The organism is Martelella sp. HB161492, assembly GCF_013184775.1.
Classification (GTDB): Bacteria; Pseudomonadota; Alphaproteobacteria; order Rhizobiales; family Rhizobiaceae; genus Martelella.
Genome location: NZ_JAATVV010000004.1, coordinates 1 through 17,444, shown reverse-complemented (window position 1 = coordinate 17,444; position 17,444 = coordinate 1). Strand labels below are relative to the sequence as shown.

The 17,444-nt window shown below is 56.8% G+C and carries 14 protein-coding genes and 1 pseudogene; 5 read left to right on the top strand and 10 right to left on the bottom strand.

Annotated features, from left to right (window positions below; genetic code table 11):
* Positions 1 to 55 precede the first annotated feature (55 nt).
* Together HCK86_RS07670 and HCK86_RS07665 are read left to right on the top strand one after the other, a co-directional pair.
* Positions 56 to 1,093: a zinc-binding dehydrogenase gene (locus HCK86_RS07670; protein ID WP_176083891.1), complete on the top strand. Its 1,038-nt coding sequence runs from the start codon at positions 56 to 58 to the stop codon at positions 1,091 to 1,093.
* Between the two features lie 23 nt (positions 1,094 to 1,116).
* A complete protein-coding gene (locus HCK86_RS07665; protein ID WP_210259854.1) occupies positions 1,117 to 2,025 on the top strand; it encodes a lipid A biosynthesis lauroyl acyltransferase in 909 nt (302 codons plus the stop codon).
* Between the two features lie 65 nt (positions 2,026 to 2,090).
* Here HCK86_RS07665 and HCK86_RS07660 read toward each other — a convergent pair whose 3' ends face one another.
* From HCK86_RS07660 to HCK86_RS07630, 7 genes are all read right to left on the bottom strand, one after another.
* Positions 2,091 to 2,585: a hemerythrin domain-containing protein gene (locus HCK86_RS07660; RefSeq protein ID WP_176083889.1), complete on the bottom strand. Its 495-nt coding sequence runs from the start codon at positions 2,583 to 2,585 to the stop codon at positions 2,091 to 2,093.
* A 279-nt stretch (positions 2,586 to 2,864) separates the two neighbouring features.
* Entirely contained in the window at positions 2,865 to 3,608 is a 744-nt protein-coding gene (locus HCK86_RS07655) for a YoaK family protein (protein WP_176083888.1), read from the bottom strand.
* Between the two features lie 129 nt (positions 3,609 to 3,737).
* Positions 3,738 to 5,021, bottom strand: coding sequence for a diguanylate cyclase (locus tag HCK86_RS07650; protein ID WP_176083887.1), 1,284 nt, complete (start codon positions 5,019 to 5,021; stop codon positions 3,738 to 3,740).
* 269 nt (positions 5,022 to 5,290) lie between these two features.
* Positions 5,291 to 5,746: a hypothetical protein gene (locus tag HCK86_RS07645; RefSeq protein ID WP_176083886.1), complete on the bottom strand. Its 456-nt coding sequence runs from the start codon at positions 5,744 to 5,746 to the stop codon at positions 5,291 to 5,293.
* 114 nt (positions 5,747 to 5,860) lie between these two features.
* The gene (locus HCK86_RS07640) at positions 5,861 to 6,139 is read right to left on the bottom strand and encodes a DUF4031 domain-containing protein (protein ID WP_176083885.1); all 279 of its coding nucleotides are present in this window, start codon (positions 6,137 to 6,139) and stop codon (positions 5,861 to 5,863) included.
* 113 nt (positions 6,140 to 6,252) lie between these two features.
* Positions 6,253 to 8,133 (bottom strand): potassium transporter Kup, encoded by a 1,881-nt coding sequence (locus tag HCK86_RS07635; protein ID WP_348641049.1) that lies wholly within the window; start codon positions 8,131 to 8,133, stop codon positions 6,253 to 6,255.
* 243 nt (positions 8,134 to 8,376) lie between these two features.
* Entirely contained in the window at positions 8,377 to 8,985 is a 609-nt protein-coding gene (locus HCK86_RS07630; protein WP_176083884.1) for a TetR/AcrR family transcriptional regulator, read from the bottom strand.
* 128 nt (positions 8,986 to 9,113) lie between these two features.
* On the opposite strand from HCK86_RS07630, the gene HCK86_RS07625 reads away from it, so the two are divergent.
* Positions 9,114 to 9,383, top strand: coding sequence for a hypothetical protein (locus HCK86_RS07625; protein WP_176083883.1), 270 nt, complete (start codon positions 9,114 to 9,116; stop codon positions 9,381 to 9,383).
* Between the two features lie 211 nt (positions 9,384 to 9,594).
* Entirely contained in the window at positions 9,595 to 10,392 is a 798-nt protein-coding gene (locus HCK86_RS07620; RefSeq protein ID WP_176083882.1) for a transporter, read from the top strand.
* Positions 10,393 to 10,479: 87 nt separating this feature from the next.
* Here the strand turns inward: HCK86_RS07620 and HCK86_RS07615 are convergent, their stop codons facing one another.
* A complete protein-coding gene (locus tag HCK86_RS07615; protein ID WP_176083881.1) occupies positions 10,480 to 11,067 on the bottom strand; it encodes a hypothetical protein in 588 nt (195 codons plus the stop codon).
* Positions 11,068 to 12,241: 1,174 nt separating this feature from the next.
* Here HCK86_RS07615 and HCK86_RS07610 point away from each other — a divergent pair.
* Positions 12,242 to 14,656 (top strand): alpha/beta fold hydrolase, encoded by a 2,415-nt coding sequence (locus HCK86_RS07610; RefSeq protein WP_176083880.1) that lies wholly within the window; start codon positions 12,242 to 12,244, stop codon positions 14,654 to 14,656.
* On the opposite strand, the gene HCK86_RS07605 is transcribed toward HCK86_RS07610, so the two are convergent.
* Entirely contained in the window at positions 14,657 to 17,005 is a 2,349-nt protein-coding gene (locus HCK86_RS07605; RefSeq protein ID WP_176083879.1) for a DUF3772 domain-containing protein, read from the bottom strand.
* Positions 17,006 to 17,165: 160 nt separating this feature from the next.
* Positions 17,166 to 17,351 (bottom strand): annotated as a pseudogene (locus HCK86_RS24050) (hypothetical protein); the annotation flags it as partial.
* Positions 17,352 to 17,444: the final 93 nt, after the last annotated feature.

Genomic DNA, 17,444 nt, shown 5'->3' with positions numbered 1-17,444 from the left:
CGACCAATAAGGCTGTAAACCTGAGATCAACGGCTTCTGGCCTGAGGAATATGATATGCGCGCTTTGCAGCTCATTGACGACAAGACAATCGATATCCGCGACGTGGCGGAGCCGGATGCACCTGCAGCCGGAGAGGTGACGCTGAGAATTCAGGCCGTCGCCCTCAACCATATCGATGTCTGGGGCTGGCGCGGCATGGCCTTTGCCAAGCGGAAGCTGCCGATGACCGTGGGGGCCGAAGCATCGGGGATTGTCGAGGCCATTGGCCCGGGCGTCGCCAATGTCCTCCCCGGCGATCTTGTCTCGATTTACGGCGCACGCGTTTGCGGCCACTGCAAGGCCTGCCGCGAGGGGCGTGACAATCTGTGCGAACATGTGTCGGGTGTTCACGGTTTCCATATTGACGGTTTCGCGCAGGATCTGATCAATGTACCGGCCCGGCAGCTGGTCGTTGCTCCGCCCGGCGTTGATGCGATCGGCGCTGCCCTTGCTCCGGTTACCTTTGGCACAGTTGAGCACATGTTGTTTGACAATGCCAAGCTCCAGCCGGGCGAGACCATTCTGGTTCATGCCGGTGGCTCGGGCATCGGCTCGGCGGCAATCCAGCTGGCCAAGAAGATGGGCTGCACGGTGATCACCACGGTCGGCTCGGAAGACAAGATGGAAAAGGCCAAGGCGCTCGGCGCGGACCACGTGATCAATTATCGCGAGGACCGGTTTGAGGGCGTGGTTCGCAAGCTGACCAAGAAGAAGGGCGTTGATGTCGTCTTCGAGCATGTCGGCGTTGATACATGGGCGGGCTCGATGCTGTCGATGAAGCGGGGCGGCCGTCTGGTGACCTGCGGTTCGACCTCCGGTGTTTCCACCAGTGTCAATCTGATGATGCTGTTCCAGCAGCAGCTGAAATTCTTCGGATCCTTCGGCTGCCGCATGGAAAACATGGCCGACGCCATGGAAAAGATGGCGCGCGGCATTGTTCATCCGGTTATCGACACGATCGTCGCGTTTGATGGTATCGACCAGGCGCTGGAGCGGATGGAATCGCGACAGGTCTTCGGCAAGATCCTGCTGAAGGTGGATCCTACGCTGTGAAGGCACTGCTAACCCGTCTGGTAATGAAGGCGCGGCAGGCCCGGCAATGGCTGCCGGCGCAGTTCGTGTTTCTCGTGCTGACAACGTTCAAGATGTTCCCGGCCGATGCGTCCATCCGCTTCGCTGACCGCTTCATGCGCTGGTTCGGACCGAAATTCAGCCGTCACAAGCTGATCCTCACCAATCTCAGACAGGCCTTTCCCGAAAAGAGTGACGACGAGATTGAAAGGATTGCCATCGCCAGCTGGGGGCATATCGGCCGGCTGGCTGCCGAATATGTGTTCCTTGATGAGATCTTTGATTACGATCCCGAACATCCCGACAATGGCCGGATCGAGGTCGAAGGCGTAGATCTTTTCAAGACACTGCTCGAACGCCGGAAGCCATTCATCGTGTTTACGGCCCATACCGGCAATTTCGAATTGCTGCCGGTCGGCTCTGCCGCTTTCGGACTCCAGGTCTCGGTGCTGTTTCGGCCACCGAACAATCCCTATATCGGTGAGAAGGTGTTCCGCTTCCGTCGCAAACGCATGGGCGAGCTCGTGCCCTCGCATGCCGGGTCATCCTTTGCACTGGCCAGTGCGCTCGATGCTGGCAAGGGGGTTGGTGTGCTGGTCGACCAGAAGTTCCGCAAGGGGACGCCGACATATTTCTTCGGCCAGGAGGTGCGCACCAATCCGCTGCTCGCCAAGCTTGCGCGTCAGTATGATTGCCCGATCTATCCGGCGCGCTGCATTCGCCTTGCCGATAATCGCTTCCGCCTGGTTCTGGAGCCGGAGATCACCCTGCCGCGCAACGACAGCGGCGTGATCGACGTGACGGCCACATCGCAATTGCTCAATGACACGGTTGAGCGCTGGGTGCGCGAATATCCCGAGCAGTGGCTCTGGTATCATGATCGCTGGGATCGGAAACGACAGATGAAGCAATAGGCTTCAGGGACGTTGCAAGATGGTGTGACACCCGGACGATCCTGTGGTCGCCCGGGTGCTTTTCTTTATGAAAGCGGTCGCTCCATGGCCGCTATATAGTCTTCCTCAAAGACCATGTGCCGGCGAAGAGCACCGAACAGGCCCCGCAGCATATAGCCGACAGCTTCGACGTTGACCGACGTTCCGACCGACAATTTGCGCAACACATCGGTGACTTCTTCTGCGAAACAGAGGTCTTCGAAATGTTCGTATTCAAGGCGGTTGAGCGTCTCCAGAACTTTCTCTCGACCGTTGGCCTTGCGCCGCAACTGAGGATAGACATTGTTTTCTTCGCGCTCATGCGCCCGTCTCAGGGTTGGCACGAGGTTTTGGGACAGCAGGTCACAGGACCTGCGGTCGATACTGGCGGGCAATGAATCCGCAACAGCTTCCAGTGCATCACAGAGGCTCTCGATCGAGCCATGAGTGGACTGCAGCTCGTCAGCCAGCGACGCATTTTCAACCATTGGCTGGACCAAAGCCGCCTCCTTTTCTGCAGTTTTGATGGTGACGGCCTCCATCTTATCCCTCCCGACGTTGAATCGGCCGATATGGCTTATTTGATCCCATCAGCCCTGCGCTTCATTGACTTAAGTCAAGATGAGCCATCATGTCGGGTGTGCATGTCACGTTGGCGCTGTCACGGGAGGAGCGGGCATTTCGGCAGAAGCATAGCCGGGACACGGCCCATTCAGGCGGCGGAGCAGCGTCTCTGTCAGCTGGATCACCGCCCGGCGCAGCCGGGATCGATCGTGATGTCAGCGCGCTTTGCTTACGCGTCTGGAGGTCCGGAATTACGCTCAGCTGTTGTTGGTATGTGAATCGAGATTCATCTGGCGGCCGAAGACATAGGAGCGACGGGCTTCCGGCGCAGCAATCATGAACAGTATCGCAGCGACGGCAAGAAAGACCCAGGCCCCGGCAATGCCATAGGCAAAGGCGCCGGCAATGCCGCCGAGGAGAAAGGCGATAATGGTCGCCGCATGCAGCTTGAAGCGGGAAAACACCACACTGCGGCGATCATTATCCCTGGCACCGGCAAGCAGCACGGCGAGTTCGATGCCGATATCGGTTGCAGTGCCGGAGACATGCGTTGTTCTGACGCGGGCGCCGGAAATGCGGGTCGTTGCAGCGTTCTGCAGACCCATGATGAAGCTGAGGCTCAGAACCATGATCGATCCGGTCACCGGATGCGGAAATATCAGTTCGATCGCGGCCAGAAATGCGAGCAGGCCGGCTTCGAGCAGGATGCTATAGGCGTAGATGCCGCGGATCTGTTTCTGCCGGCCATATTCGATCAGGATCGCCGAGGTGAAGGCGCCGAAGATATAGAAGCCGACCAGGCAGAGCAGCCAGAAGGCAAGGCGTGGAAGTCCCTGAGCGAGTTCGTCTGACAGCACTGAGACATTGCCGGTCATGTTGGCCGAGAAATAGCCAAGCGAGCGAAAGCCAGCGGCGTTGATGGCACCGGCCACGGCTGCCAGGCTGACAGCGAGGCGCATGTCGATAGCGACGGTTCGATCATCTCCAACGTGGATCAGCATGGATAGGTCCGGCTTTCAAAGGCATTCAATGACTTTGCCATAGAGCATGCCGTCGCGCTGCAAAAAATGATAGACAGCAAAAAGTGGCAACAGGGCAGATATGCCGAATGAGCAGTTGTGCGCGGGCGATTATGATTTCAGGCGGACGAGATTGCGACCGGCATGCTTGGCCGCATAAAGCGCCTCGTCTGCTGAGGCGACAATTTCGGGATGGCTTTTCGCCGGACCGTAGAAGGAGACCCCGACGCTGACGGTTGCCGGCTTGTGATCGCCATTCGGCAGAATGACACCATGGTTCTCGACGGCAGCACGGACGCGCTCGCCAAGCATCAGCGCTCCGTCGACGCGCGTATCAGGCAGGATCACGGCAAATTCCTCGCCGCCATAGCGATAAACCCGGTCAGTTTCACGCACGGCGCCGGCCACATGTGCGGCGATCTGGCGCAGCGCTTCATCGCCGCCGAGATGGCCATAGCTGTCGTTGAAAAGCTTGAAATGGTCGACATCGATCATCAGCAGCGCGAAATGCTTGCCGCCTTCCTGCGCAAGCGACAGATAGTCTGCAAGCACTTCGTCAAAATCCAGCCGGTTGCGCAGGCCGGTCAAGCCGTCCGTGTGTGCTGCGGTGGCAAGAGCCTCCTCGTTGCGCTTGATCTGCAGCGTCATTGAATTGAAGGCATTGGCAACGGAGGCGAGTTCCGGCGGTACGCGGACGTCGATATCGCCCTTGCGTTCGCCTTTGGCCATGCGCATGGCGCCTTCGACCAGCTTGTCGGTGCTGGCGATCAGGGCGCGATCGATGACATAGATGCCGGCGATGGCAAAGATCAGGGCAAGTGCAATGGCGACACCGGCGAAGACCTCCATCTGCCGCATCGCCTTGAGGGCGCGTTCGTGGCTTTGCTCACTTTGCAGGCGCATGGTTTCGGCAATGGTGCCGATCCGCTTTGCCGATTCGGCGATCACGGCTTCGAAACGCTGCAGTTCCGGCGCAGCGCGGGCGGGCTCGCCGGCCTGAACCTTGCCAGCGGCACTGAGAAGCTCGCCCCATTGCTGCTCGACGCTCTGCATGATCGGTGCAAAGGACGAATATTCAGACGTTGCTGATTCCATCTCTGCGAGCTGCACCGCCACCTCGCGTTCGCTGGATTCAAAGGATGAGCGATAGTCCTCGGCGCCGCTTTCAGAAAAATCGGTCACGGCGACATTCAGGTTCCACAACTCGTCCTGCATGCGTTCCAGGGCGACGAGAATGCGGTGCTGGTTGTGCAGGACATCGCGAAACGGTGTCGCTATCGTGCGATCATAGGAAACATAGCCATAGATCGTGATTGCAAACAGAGGCATGAGCGCAAGCATGAAGCCCAAGGCCAGCCATGCGCGCAGGGAGAGGCCGCGAAGCCAGCGCGACAATTGCCCCAAATCCCCTTGAGCATTCACGATATCTGTTCCTCTCCGGCAGCGGTTGATCTGGCCGCAGGGCGCTCACATCCGAAAGGATTGCGGGCTTGAGACGGGAGTGTCTCGTCGCGCGATAACCAGCGCAGAGGATAGCCGTGGTTAACGCAGCTTCAACCAACTTTGGGTGGTTCAATCAATCTGTAATATCAGGCAAATTCTAGAGGGGGTTGCAACTATGCCAGAGTCATTCAATCAATTGTATTGACGATTGCGTATGGTAATTAATGACTTACGTCCACCGTATGGCCTGTCGTCTTGCGAAGAACCCAGGAATAGCTGTTGGTGACAATGTGCACCGGTTTCACCAGCGCCGCGCTGATGGTTTCATTGGATGGCAGGGACGCGCGAATCGAATTCAGCAGTCCGCCGGCGAAGTTCCGCAGCATTGCGATCGAGCCAGGCGACGGCTGGTCGTTATTGTCTGCGGTCGCAGGCGCTTCGGCCGGAGCTTGCTCAGGCATGTTGCCGGCAAGCATTTGCGGTGGCTTGTCGGGGTCCTGGCAGACGGCGATGATGGTCGGGTAGTTCGCCTTTTCATAGCGAGCAAGCGTGGTTTCGAGCGCCGAATCACAATGGGCGATCGTGTCATAATGTGTGGCGGCCGTGTCGATGTATTCGCACTGGGTCAGACTGTCGTCGCAGCCGAAAATCGTCATCATGATCAGCATCGCCTGCATGGAACCGCCTCAATCTGCCATTCGCTTTGACATGTAATAGGGTGCATCCTCGAGACGCATCTCTTTGCTGTGGTTTTCAGGAATAGAGCGGCGAAATTGAGGCTTCCGCCTTGTTCAGCCGCATTTCTCAAGCATGGCGGCGCTGCGGCGCTCGCGGACAAGCTCCCCCATGAAGCGCCAGGTGACTTCGACGGCGCCGGCGGCGACGGCAAGCTGGCGACGGGGCAGGGGGACGTCATAATGTTCCTTGGCTGTGCCGGGATATTGTACCCATCGCCGTTCAATGCCGATCATATCGGCCATGGCGTGCAGTTCCTCGGAGGTGTCGGCCAGCATGTGGCACATTCGCATGCCCCGGAACGGAGCCTGCATATCATCAACGTAAACAGCCATGATGAACTCGGGTCAATCCTGTAATCGCAGCCTTTGTAGATAGGTGAGACGGCGAGGTGATCAAGAGCGCCGCAAGCCTTTGGCCTGCGGGCAATCCCGCATTTGCGCCGAACTTACAGTTCAACCTGCATTCCAAGCTCGACCACGCGTTCCGGCGGCAGATTGTAGAAGGCCGTGGCACCGAGCGCATTGCGGGAGAGAACGCGGAACAGCCTTTCCTGCCAGCGCAGCAGCAGCCCTTCCTCCGCCGAGGGGATGATACTTTCGCGTCCTAGGAAAAAAGTCACATGGTCGAGATCGAGTGTCGCATCGATCTCGTTGAGCAGCCTCAGGGCGACGGGAATATTGGGTGATTGCATGAACCCGTAATGCAGGCGCAGGCGCGTGAAATTCTGCCCCAGGTCCTCGACTTCGAGGCGGCGATGCGCACTCACCCGCGGCACTTCCTCGATCACGACCGTCAGCAGGATCACCCGCTCATGCAATACCGGAATATGGCGATATTGCTGCATCAGCGCCGGCGGCACGCGGGGTGGCGAGGCGGTGAGATATACGGCAAGGCCATGCACCCGCGGGGCATCATTTTTCTTAATATCATTAAGGAATTCGTCGAGATCCTTACCGTTCTGGCTGAGATAGGAAAGCAGTCTTCTGCGACCGGTATTCCAGGTGCGCATGACGATGAAAATCAGCGCGCCGACGACAAGCGGAAACCAGCCGCCATCGCGGATCTTGAGGCTGTTGGCGATCAGGAATGTCAGGTCGATCGCCGCAAGGCTGACGGTTATCGGCACGACGATCCAGAGCGACCAGCGCCATTTGTGAACCATGACGAAGAACAGGAGATAGGTGGTGATCACCATGGTGGTGCTGACGGCAATGCCATAGGCCGCTGCAAGATGTTCGGAGCTTCGGAACGCAAACACCAGAATGACCGTGGAGATCGCCAGAAACAGGTTGATTGCCGGCACGTAGATCTGGCCGGTTTCCTCCGCCGAGGTCTGGCGGATCTCGACACGGGGGAATTGCCCCAGCTGCACCGCCTGCCGGGTCAGCGAGAAGGCCCCGGATATGACCGCCTGCGAGGCAATGACGGTGGCGGCCGTTGCCAGAAATACCAGCGGAATGCGGGCCCAGGATGGTGCCAGGCCATAGAATGGCTGGCTCGCATGGCTGGCATCGGAAAGCACCAGCGCGCCCTGACCGAAATAGTTGAGAATGAGGCACGGAAACACGCAGGCAAACCAGGCCAGCCGGATCGGTGCTCTGCCGAAATGTCCCATGTCGGCATAGAGCGCCTCGCAACCGGTTACCGCCAGGAAAACGGCGCCGGCAACAATGGCAGCCGTTGCCGGCCGGGCAAAGACGAAGGACAGCGCATGGCTCGGACTGAGCGCCTGCAATACCACCGGATGCGCGACGATCTGGACAATGCCGAGAAGCGCGATGACGAAAAACCAGATCAGCATGACCGGGCCGAACAGCCTTGCGACACTCGCTGTTCCGCGCGACTGAACGGCAAACAGGATCAGCAGGATGACAACAGTGATCGGAACGATGTAACTGGCGATGGCCGGTTCGATCGTATGGATGCCTTCGACGGCGCTGAGAACGGAAACGGCCGGCGTGATCATGCCGTCGCCATAGAGCAGGGCAGCGCCAAAAAGGCCGACGATAATGAGCCATGTCTTGGGCGCCGTCTGTTTGCCGCGCCAGGGCTGCAGCAAGGCGAGAAGCGCCAGTATGCCGCCCTCGCCATTATTGTCGGCGCGCATGACGAGCAGCAGATATTTGAGGGATACAACAATCACAAGCGCCCAGACAATCATCGACAGCACGCCGAGAACGGCTGTCTGATCGATGGTCGTTTCCCCGAGCGCCTGGCGGAAGGCATAAAGCGGGCTCGTACCGATATCGCCGTAGACGATGCCAAGCGCAGACAGCGAAAGCGCCGTCAGACCGGCCTGTCCGTTTTCATGTTGCTTCGGCTCCACGAATGTCCCCCAATCGCATTCTTCATGTTTCGCGTTGCTGCGAGCATAAAGCAACTGGTCGGCATTGCCTTATGCTCCGGATTGTATTTTTTGTCGCGCCGGCTTGTCGAAGAGGCGCGAACCAGTTTGTCGCGGTACGCTCTGTGGCGCGATTCGACCTGGTGAGCCAAGAGCAGCGCGATTTTCATTTTGTCTGTGAATATAATCCTGCCGAACCTTGTTTCGCTCCGGTCGGATCGAGCGCTAAGCCGGTTTCTTTCGCCTGAGGCCCTCAATGATCTGCCGCGTGACGCGGCGCAGTGTTTCGTCGTCAATAGCCAGTTCGTCCCGCAACAGCCGCCCCCAGGCGAAACTGCCGGCAATTTCTGCCGCAAGCAGCGGATCAACCCAGTCTTCCAGTTCGCCGCGCGCCTTTGCCCGATGAAACAGCGCTGCGCTCATCTGATGCCGGTTGCGCGTGTGTTCACGCAACAGCGCCCGTGATTGGAGATCGCTCTGCTCAGCGGCCAGAACAGAGCGGAACAGGGCGCCGCCCGGTGTATTATGCCAGAAATCCATCAGGCCGCGCAGCAACAGAAACAGATCATCTTCGGTATTTCCAGTGTCGGCGAAGATATCCTCAGGCTTCTGGCGCTGATAGACGTCGAGCAGCAGCGCCGCCTTGGAGGGCCACCAGCGATAGATGGTCGGCTTTCCGGCGCGCGCGCGCCGGGCAACGGCTTCGATGGTGAAGCCGGAAAGGCCGACTTCAAGCAGGATTTCTTCCGCAGCATTCAGAATTGCATCCTGGCTGTCAGGATTGCGCGCGGCGCCAATCGAGACGCGTTTCTTGACCTTCTTCGCTTCGGGCATTGGCTGCTCAACTGTTCCAGACGGTTTCTCGGGGCCACGAATCTCAGCAATCCACTATAGCAGAACCCTCTTGCGTGAAAATGACAAGCGTCATATATACGAAACGTATCGTTTCATAAGGGTGCATTATGGCCAACAACGGCGACGAAACGCATCGTCATATTATCCATCTGCCTTCGAAAGCGCGACTGGCCAGTCTTCTGGCAGTGGCTGTCTACCCGCTGATCACGCTGCTGCTCTACGGCATGTCGATGGTGACGGCCAGTTGGACAATCTGGCAGCGAACGCTGATCGTGACGCCTGTCATGGTGCTTCTGATGGTATACGTGGTGATCCCCGGCGTTCATCGTCTGTTTTCGCGCTTCATTCTGAGGCCGGTTCGTGTGCCTGCGGAATAGTCGAGACTGCCACAGGTTCCGACAGATCCTGCCTTGCCGGTCATTGCTGATGTCCTTGTCCGAATGGTCGTCTGTTGCCGCCGTTGAATACTTCATGCATCGTGCTATATTACTTGCGGATCTATTGTATTAGCAGGCAGGAACAATGGATCCGGTTGACCCGGCGTTTTCAACCTGGCTCAAGAACGCCCGATGTCAGGAGTTTTCTGGCATGAAAGCGCTTATCTTGTTTTTGGGAGCAGTGGTCAGTCTGGGAGGCGCTGCTCCGGCTTTTGCAGAGAGCGACGAGGATCTGGCCAAGCAACTGAGCAATCCGGTTGCCGATCTCATCAGCGTCCCCTTGCAGTTCAACTATGATGGCAATATTGGCTCGGGCAAAGGCGACCGGGTCACGTTGAATGTCCAGCCGGTCATTCCTTTCTCGCTGAATAGCGAGTGGAACCTGATTACCCGCACGATCATGCCGGTGACCTGGCAAAGCGATATTGCCGGACAGTCGGGGACGCAGTTCGGTCTCGGCGATACGGTGCAGAGCTTTTTCCTGTCACCCAGGGATCCGACTGGCAGCGGGATTACCTGGGGCGCTGGTCCTGTCTTTCTCTATCCAACGGCGACAGATGACCTCACCGGGCTTGGCAAATGGGGCGCGGGGCCAACGGCAGCGGTTCTTGAACTCAATGGGCCATGGACAGTCGGCATTCTGGCAAATCACATCTGGTCGTTTGCCGGCAGGAGCGATCGTCCGGACGTGAACGCAACCTTCGCGCAGCCATTTGTGACCTATACGACGGCGAATGCCTGGTCCTTCGGACTGAATACCGAAACGACCTATGACTGGCGCAGCAACAGCTGGGCCGTTCCGCTGAACGCGACCGTCGGCAAGCTGGTGGTTGTCGAGGGGCAGCCGATCAATTTTCAGGTTGGTCTGCGCTACTGGGCTGAAAGCCCAGCCGGTGGCGCGCGCGGCTTTGGCGCGCGCTTCGTGATGAACTTCGTGTTTCCGCAATAGCGCGATGGCCGGGGCCGGGTCTGGCTGTCTGGCGGGGCTCGGAGGGACGCTACGGGCGCTGAAAGGTGGGGCGCCCGCTACGACTGCTCATTGTGTAAGCTCGGATTGCGCTGGCAGCCTGGTGAGAACGGTATTTTTCGACGGGTCAAATCCGGATGGATAAGAGATCGAGACTCTCAGAATGGTGTTAAGTGTTCTGGACGTCTGAAAATGGAAACGAACAAGGTCATTGCCTTTGGAAATATAATATCTCGCGTTGTAATAAGACAATTTATAGCCGTTTGATTTCGCGTAGTCCCACAATGCTTCAAGGAACTGATAGCCATGGGCAGCCCCATGGGGAACCAGAACATAGCACCCGCGTATCATCCAGGGTTCTTTCCCAACATTAAAATCGACATTGATTTGATAGGATTTCGAGTTTCCGGTTTGTGTGTTCGATATATCGACCTGGCCGGTGTACTTCTTGCGCGTAACCTGATTTAGGCCCACCTGACCGAGCTTGTCGGGGTCGTATGCGCGATTTACGACTTCACTTATGCATTGCTGGTAGGCGGCGTTCAGTACTGACTGCAATTCTGGGGCAGGATTTGACTTTGACTCTTGATCAACATCGGGTGCACTTGTGCTGCAGCTGGCCAATATCAGAGCTATCGAGATGATCGCTTTTTTCAATGTTGTTTCCCCCAAAAGACAAGAACGTGACAATAATATTGCGGAATTGATCTTCGAAACCCAAGGAAATTCGTGCAATATTCGTCCATGGAAGCCAACAATTTTCTGAATAAATCGGCACTTTATATTAACAATATAGAGTCCGAACGCGCTTTTCACCTATCGGCACCTCGTCTACTCGACATCGTTATCACCTGTCTCCATATCTCAACGAGGCAGCTGATCTTCTCGTGCCGGAGGTTGTGGAAATCGCGGCCTTTGATGTCGAGAAACCGGCGCGCAGGTCTGACGTTCGGACGCATGCCATCTGCAGCATCGGGAGATATCTCGACCGCAATGCCGGTCATTTGCCAAATGACGGCAAGCACCTCTGAAGACAGGTCGACGCCACGTGATTTCCGGTTTTGTCCCGGGTTCTTGATGTTTGTGACAAGGCCCCGGCTGTGCCTTTCATCACGGTCTTGCCTCGGCATGTGCATGATCTCTTTCAGACATCAGGTCGGAAACAGCGCAAATAGATCGCTCTTGCTGACCGAAGGACAGAGTGTGTGCTCTGCCCTCTGAAAACTGGACCAGATTTGGCTAGAGTTTTCCGGTGCATTTTCCCGGCTGGAACAGAACCGGGCGCTATCCGAGCGCCTCGGCGAAACCGAGGAATTCGTCGCCGAGTATCAGAAGATCAGGCAGATCGGCCGAGGCTACATCCTCGGCACCGCCATGGCCGGGACCGGGTTCGGGGTGTGGCTCTCCGACGGGCTCATGCAGATGCTGCGGGCGCTGAAGGGTGGGTGAGGGCGCGCGGCGGTATTGTGCCCTGATTCCGGTCTTCAGAAAGAACGAATGTACTGCCCAGAAACTCCAACAGGTCCCTTGAGGACGGTGATAGAGAGATCCCGACGAGTTGGCTTTCCTGATGGTATCAGGGATGTATTGAAAGGACAGGAGAAACTGGTTTCTCGTTTCAGACGCCAGCCCCACTCAATAATCGCGACCTCACATAGATCACATTAAATCGAGTAGACAGTGTTTTTCACATATAGAATACTGAATATTATATGTAGAATTCCTGTTGGTATTCCAGACGTAAGAATTATTTTCTCTGCCTTGAAAACATGAAATTTGATTCTGAATCGCAGTTATTTTCGAGATATTCGTCTGCAGTAGGGAGTGAGAAATGCTGGATTTTGCACATATGTTGGCCCTTCTTGGCGCCCTTTCTGCGCCATCTGCACCGATTGATCATTTTCCGGCAATTGCCCGCGGAGGTGTCGATCCGATACTTCCCGTCCGGATCAAGGACTGCCCTCGGCCGATTGGCGTAGAGGAAATCGAGGGAAAAACAATTATTTGCGGTCTGGTTTCCGTTCCGGAAGACCATGAACTGCCTGAAGGCAAGCACATAGACCTGTTTTTCACGGTGTTGAAATCGCATTCAAGCGTTCCGGCTCCCGATCCTGTTGTTTACCTCCACGGCGGTCCCGGGGCCGGAACGCTGGAATCTCTGGAAGGCGTTGCGCAGGTATTTGACCCGTTCCGTCAGACCCGGGATGTCATCATGTGGGATCAGCGGGCGGCCGGCCTTTCGAGCCAGTCGGTCACTTGCTTTGACGCCATCAATCAGAGTTTTCTCGATATTGCTCTTGCCACCGATGATAAAGACGATCCGGATATTACGTCGGCGGCTGATGGACAACCAGATGAACAATTGGCGACGTGCCTTTCCGAACTGAAGGCCGCCGGAATTGATATCGCGAAATACAACACGGTTCAGAACGCCCGCGATGTTCCGGCTATTCTCGGCACACTTGGCTATGATCGATACAATCTTTACGGAATTTCCTACGGCACCAAGCTGACGCAAGAAGTTATGCGGACGGCACCGGAAGGGTTGCGCGCGGCGGTGATAGATGGCGTCGCCTCGCCGTCGATACGGCTATATGATACACTTGCGACGCCGATCGACGAGGCGCTTATCAGCCTTGCAAGCGATTGCGCCGCAAACCCGAAATGCAATGAGGCCTATCCGGAGCTTGATCGGGTTATCGGTGAGGTCCTTGCCAAGGCCGCAGCGGGTACGCTTACGGTGGACGGCACCAAGCTTAGTGTTGACTTGGTCATATCTCCGATCATCAAGCGGAACCAATCATTTCGCACCCCCAGCATCACCCCCTACCTTCCGGCCTTTTACTACGAGCTGAACAATGGCGGTCCGATGCCGACCGTCAAATATCTGTTTGAAAACAAATTCGTTCTGCCAGTCGTTGGCGAGGTCGATGTCACCAAAGCAGCCAACGAACTGTCCGACAGCCAAAAAGCTCTGGCGGCCAGCGCGGTGTCGGACATCGTGATCCAGCAACGGGCGGCACGCTCGCTGCGTGACATCATCCATGACCTGAAGAACTCTGTGCATGATGAAACCATAAATGGCCCGTTGGCGGCTCTTTTCGATGAAGAATTGACCAAAGCGGCGGTCGCCGTTGTCAAAGCTGACAAAACCCTGGCTCCCGCTTTGGTAACGGACTATGTCAGCCTGCAAACCCAGGCGCCCGACAAACAACTGCTGCGTAAATTCGTAGGAACCTATTTTGAAGGCGCAACGCTGGAAAGGCTTGAGGCGCTGATTTCGGCAATGTCGGATAAGGAGATTGACGCGACCTTCGCCGTGATCTCCGATGAGAGCTTTGCGTTCACCGGTGATTTCATCAAAGGCGTCGACCTGCTCATTTATGCCTGTCAGGAGGATATGCCTTATAACTCGCCGGATGGCTATCAGGAGGTGATCGACGGCCTTCACTATCCGGATCTGACGCGGGCGGCCATCTCGACAGCCGCCAAGCTCTATGCAAATTGCAGTCTGTTTGATCCATTGCCGGAGAGCGGTTTTCATACGCCCGTCACCAGTGACGTCCCGACTCTATCCTTCGGCAGTAACTGGGATGTACAGACAGCACAGAGCTGGGCTGCCGATGCAGCCAATACGCTGACGAATGCTCAGTCATTCCTGATCCACGAAGCAGGCCACGGTGCGCTGATTTTTCAAAAATGCGTCGGCGACATGGCCGTTGCCTTTTTCAATGATCCAACGCGGCGGTTCGATAATGCCTGCAGTGAAGCTTCGACATTGAAGGAATACCATGTTGCGAATTGGGTTGGCGCAAAAGATGATGACCAAGAACCGAAGAGCGATAGCGGCAAGACAGGCAGCGACAGTGACGGTTCCGCCGGCCAGGCCGGGATGGTCACTCCGGAGCAACTGGGCCTTGATCCGCAACCGGTTGACCTCAGCAGCGATGGTGCCGTCGTCATCAAGGGACATGTCGTCAAGCGTGAGGTGCTGTCCTATGTGTTTGCGGCCGCCAAGGGGGACAAGATCAAAATCGCCTTTGAAGCATCGACGCCATCGGCGAACTTCAACCTGCTTCGCTATGGAGATCCCAAAGCAATCTTCAGCACATGGAACGGCGAGAGCAGCTACGAGGGCGCGCTTGATCGAGACGGGCGCTATGAATTGCGCGTATTCCTGCTTGGCCAGGCGAAGGAAACGGGCTCCGCTGATTTTACACTGACGATCGCGCGCGCCGCTGATTGACTATGCCTGACCGCCGCGCAGCTTATCTTGCAGGGCCTCGTCAAGTGTGATGTGCACATCGCGTTGCGGGAACGGAATGCTTATGTCCTCTTCAGAGAAGCGTTCGGTAATCGCAAAGAGCATGTCAGATTGAACGGCGAGCGTATCAAACACGTCATTGATGAAAAAACGCATGTCGAAATCAAGGCTGCTTTCGCCAAGGGCCCGAAACAGAACCAACGGCTCGGGACTGGTCAGCACCAGCGGATGGGCCGCAGCGATCTCCATCAGCAGCGCTTTGACCCGGCGTGTATCGGTTCCATAGGCAACAGAGACAGGAACGATGACGCGACCAAGTCTCGTTCCGAGCGTCATGTTCTTCACTGTCCCGGCGATGAGATCGGAATTGGGAATGATGACGTCATGACGATCGAAGGTCTGCAAGCGGGTGGAGCGCACGGAGATTTTCTGCACCAGCCCCGAATAGCCGCTGACCTCGACCCAGTCGCCTTCCTTGATCGGCCGTTCAATCAACAAAATGATCCCTGACAGGAAGTTGGCGACAATGGCCTGCAGGCCAAAGCCGATGCCGACCGAGAGAGCCCCGGCGACAATGGCAAGATTGGAAAGGTTGAAGCCCGCGGCACTGGCAGCAAACAATGCTGAGAGAAAAATACCGAGATAGCCAACGAATGTGACGACCGCCGCCCTGACCCCTGCATCGGCATTGGTCCGCGGCATCACGCTTGTCTGCACCGCGATCTGTACCCAATGGGTGACAACGACACCAGTCACAAAGACACCCGTCAGGACGATGAGTGACATCAATGAAAGGCGGATACCGCCGACATCAAAGCCGGTCAGGATTAGCATCCACCACTCGCCAAGATCGGTCTGTCGAACACCCCAGACCATCGCCAGCAGTGGAAGCGCCGCAGCAGCCAGAAGACAGGCGAGAAGCACCGGGATGAGAGCTGTCAGCCCTTTTTCCGAGGCGGAGAGATCTCGCTTCAAAATGCGCGCGGGAATCCCCGTCCCCAGTCGGTGAACGGCAAGCAGAATGACGAGCAGAGCGAGTGTCAGTGCCAGCGAACTCACGGCATGTTTTGCGATTTCTGAATAACCGATGGCGCAGGCGATCACGGCAGCCGTTGCAATAAGGCGGATCCCGAAAGCGCCGGCCTTTACGGCCCGCTCATGGGTTGGCAGCTCGTCAGGTGTTGCTGCATCGCTGTTGTTGGTGCCGATGATCTGGGCGATCCCGAAGAAGCAGGCAGACGCCCATACAACAGCGAGCGACAGGAGAAGACTTTCCAAAGTTGGCGAGAAAACGCCTGTCAGCTGCATCAGATTGATTGCGCCGATAAGAGCGATCGACCAGCCGAGCGAATGGGTAACCCAGAGGCCACGCCTTGCGAGCTCACTTCTGCGTCTGACAATCGCTGCCGCCGGATAGTTCGGAGAAAAGGCGACATGACCGATCCAGAACGAGAATGCAATGATTATCGGGATCAGAACAGATAGTTGCATCAGCGTGGATGATGCAATCTCTGCCCCTATGATCAGTAAGGGGCTGGCGATGATCAAACCGCCGACAAGTGGTAGAACCAGCCTGAGAACATGGATCGTAAGGAGTGTGCCAGACTTCAGGACGCCGGAACGACCGCGTTCCAGAAACTGTGAAGCTCTTCGAACGACAAAAGGGTGGACGAGATAGGTTAGAAGTAGGCCAGCAAGGACGAGGCCTCCAAGAACCGACAGTGGAACAGGGTTTTCGCGGTTACTTAGCGCATCGTGGAATGATGACAACGACGAGGCCGTCAGGGCAGACAACTCATTCGTACCGGTGAGCCAGTTTAGCGGATTAAGCGGCGTTGGAAGTCGTTGCAGAAGGGTAGTGAACCCGCGTTCGCGCAGTATCCGGTCTATTTCGTGGATCAGGACTCCGCTTCGCTCGTAGGTCTGTCGCGCATCGATGATCGGCATTCTGGCTACTGCAAGGGCATCATTCAATCGCAGCCGTTCTTCAGCAATTGCAACCGGTTCTTCCGAACCATCGTCAGGAACAGGCCCGAGCGCGGACAGCTCCGCCTGCAGCGAGCGCACGATCACGCTTCCGTTTTCGATGATGTCAAAGGCGGCGGCACGTTGGCGTGCCAGCGATGCCCGCAGGGTTTTCAGCGTGCTCTCTGGCAGTTTCCCGCCGACGATCTGCTGCTCGGTTCGATCCAGAAGGCTGAGTGGCTGCCCCCGGGGCCCCACTTGCGTCTTGCCCGCAGCTGCGTCGTCTGCCAGCTCAGCAGGTTCAGCATTCCGGACATCTACCGTGTGCGCTGACTGGCCCATCGCTACGTTGACCAGAACCGACATGATGAGAATACTCGCAAACAATGCGAGATGGCCGGTCCGTTTCCCTCGGATAGTCATGTCATCCCCTCGACGTGTGAAGTCCGCGATCGACAACTTACTGCACTATCAGGTGATACGGGAGGCCAGACGCATCTTTTTGCCGGGAGACCGAACTGTGAAGTCAGAGAGAAGAGGCCTCGGGCGCTGGAGTGACGGCAGACGGGCTGCCTGGCGACCATTTCCACCCCGCATATTTGTCTCCCGCCTGCATGATGTGGGAATACCGCTTGAGCGAAATCCATGAGCGATGGCCGGATACTGCGGCCGCATGCGGGATGTTATAACCGATTTCGAAAAGCCGGCTGATTGAATAGCCCCGGGAACTGTAGACACCTTCCTGCCTAAAAATGAGGTAAGAAGGCGACCATGAGCAAATCGAATTTCAGTGACGATTTCAAAC

Bases quoted from the DNA above. Each gene is read 5' to 3' on its own strand.
- HCK86_RS07655 (WP_176083888.1), bottom strand. From the start codon at position 3,608: ATGCTGATCCACGTTGGAGATGATCGAACCGTCGCTATCGACATGCGC.
- HCK86_RS07665 (WP_210259854.1), top strand. From the start codon at position 1,117: ATGAAGGCGCGGCAGGCCCGGCAATGGCTGCCGGCGCAGTTCGTGTTT.
- HCK86_RS07640 (WP_176083885.1), bottom strand. From the start codon at position 6,139: ATGGCTGTTTACGTTGATGATATGCAGGCTCCGTTCCGGGGCATGCGA.
- HCK86_RS07630 (WP_176083884.1), bottom strand. From the start codon at position 8,985: ATGCCCGAAGCGAAGAAGGTCAAGAAACGCGTCTCGATTGGCGCCGCG.
- HCK86_RS07660 (WP_176083889.1), bottom strand. From the start codon at position 2,585: ATGGAGGCCGTCACCATCAAAACTGCAGAAAAGGAGGCGGCTTTGGTC.
- HCK86_RS07610 (WP_176083880.1), top strand. From the start codon at position 12,242: ATGCTGGATTTTGCACATATGTTGGCCCTTCTTGGCGCCCTTTCTGCG.
- HCK86_RS07625 (WP_176083883.1), top strand. From the start codon at position 9,114: ATGGCCAACAACGGCGACGAAACGCATCGTCATATTATCCATCTGCCT.
- HCK86_RS07620 (WP_176083882.1), top strand. From the start codon at position 9,595: ATGAAAGCGCTTATCTTGTTTTTGGGAGCAGTGGTCAGTCTGGGAGGC.
- HCK86_RS07670 (WP_176083891.1), top strand. From the start codon at position 56: ATGCGCGCTTTGCAGCTCATTGACGACAAGACAATCGATATCCGCGAC.
- HCK86_RS07645 (WP_176083886.1), bottom strand. From the start codon at position 5,746: ATGCAGGCGATGCTGATCATGATGACGATTTTCGGCTGCGACGACAGT.
- HCK86_RS07605 (WP_176083879.1), bottom strand. From the start codon at position 17,005: ATGTCGGTTCTGGTCAACGTAGCGATGGGCCAGTCAGCGCACACGGTA.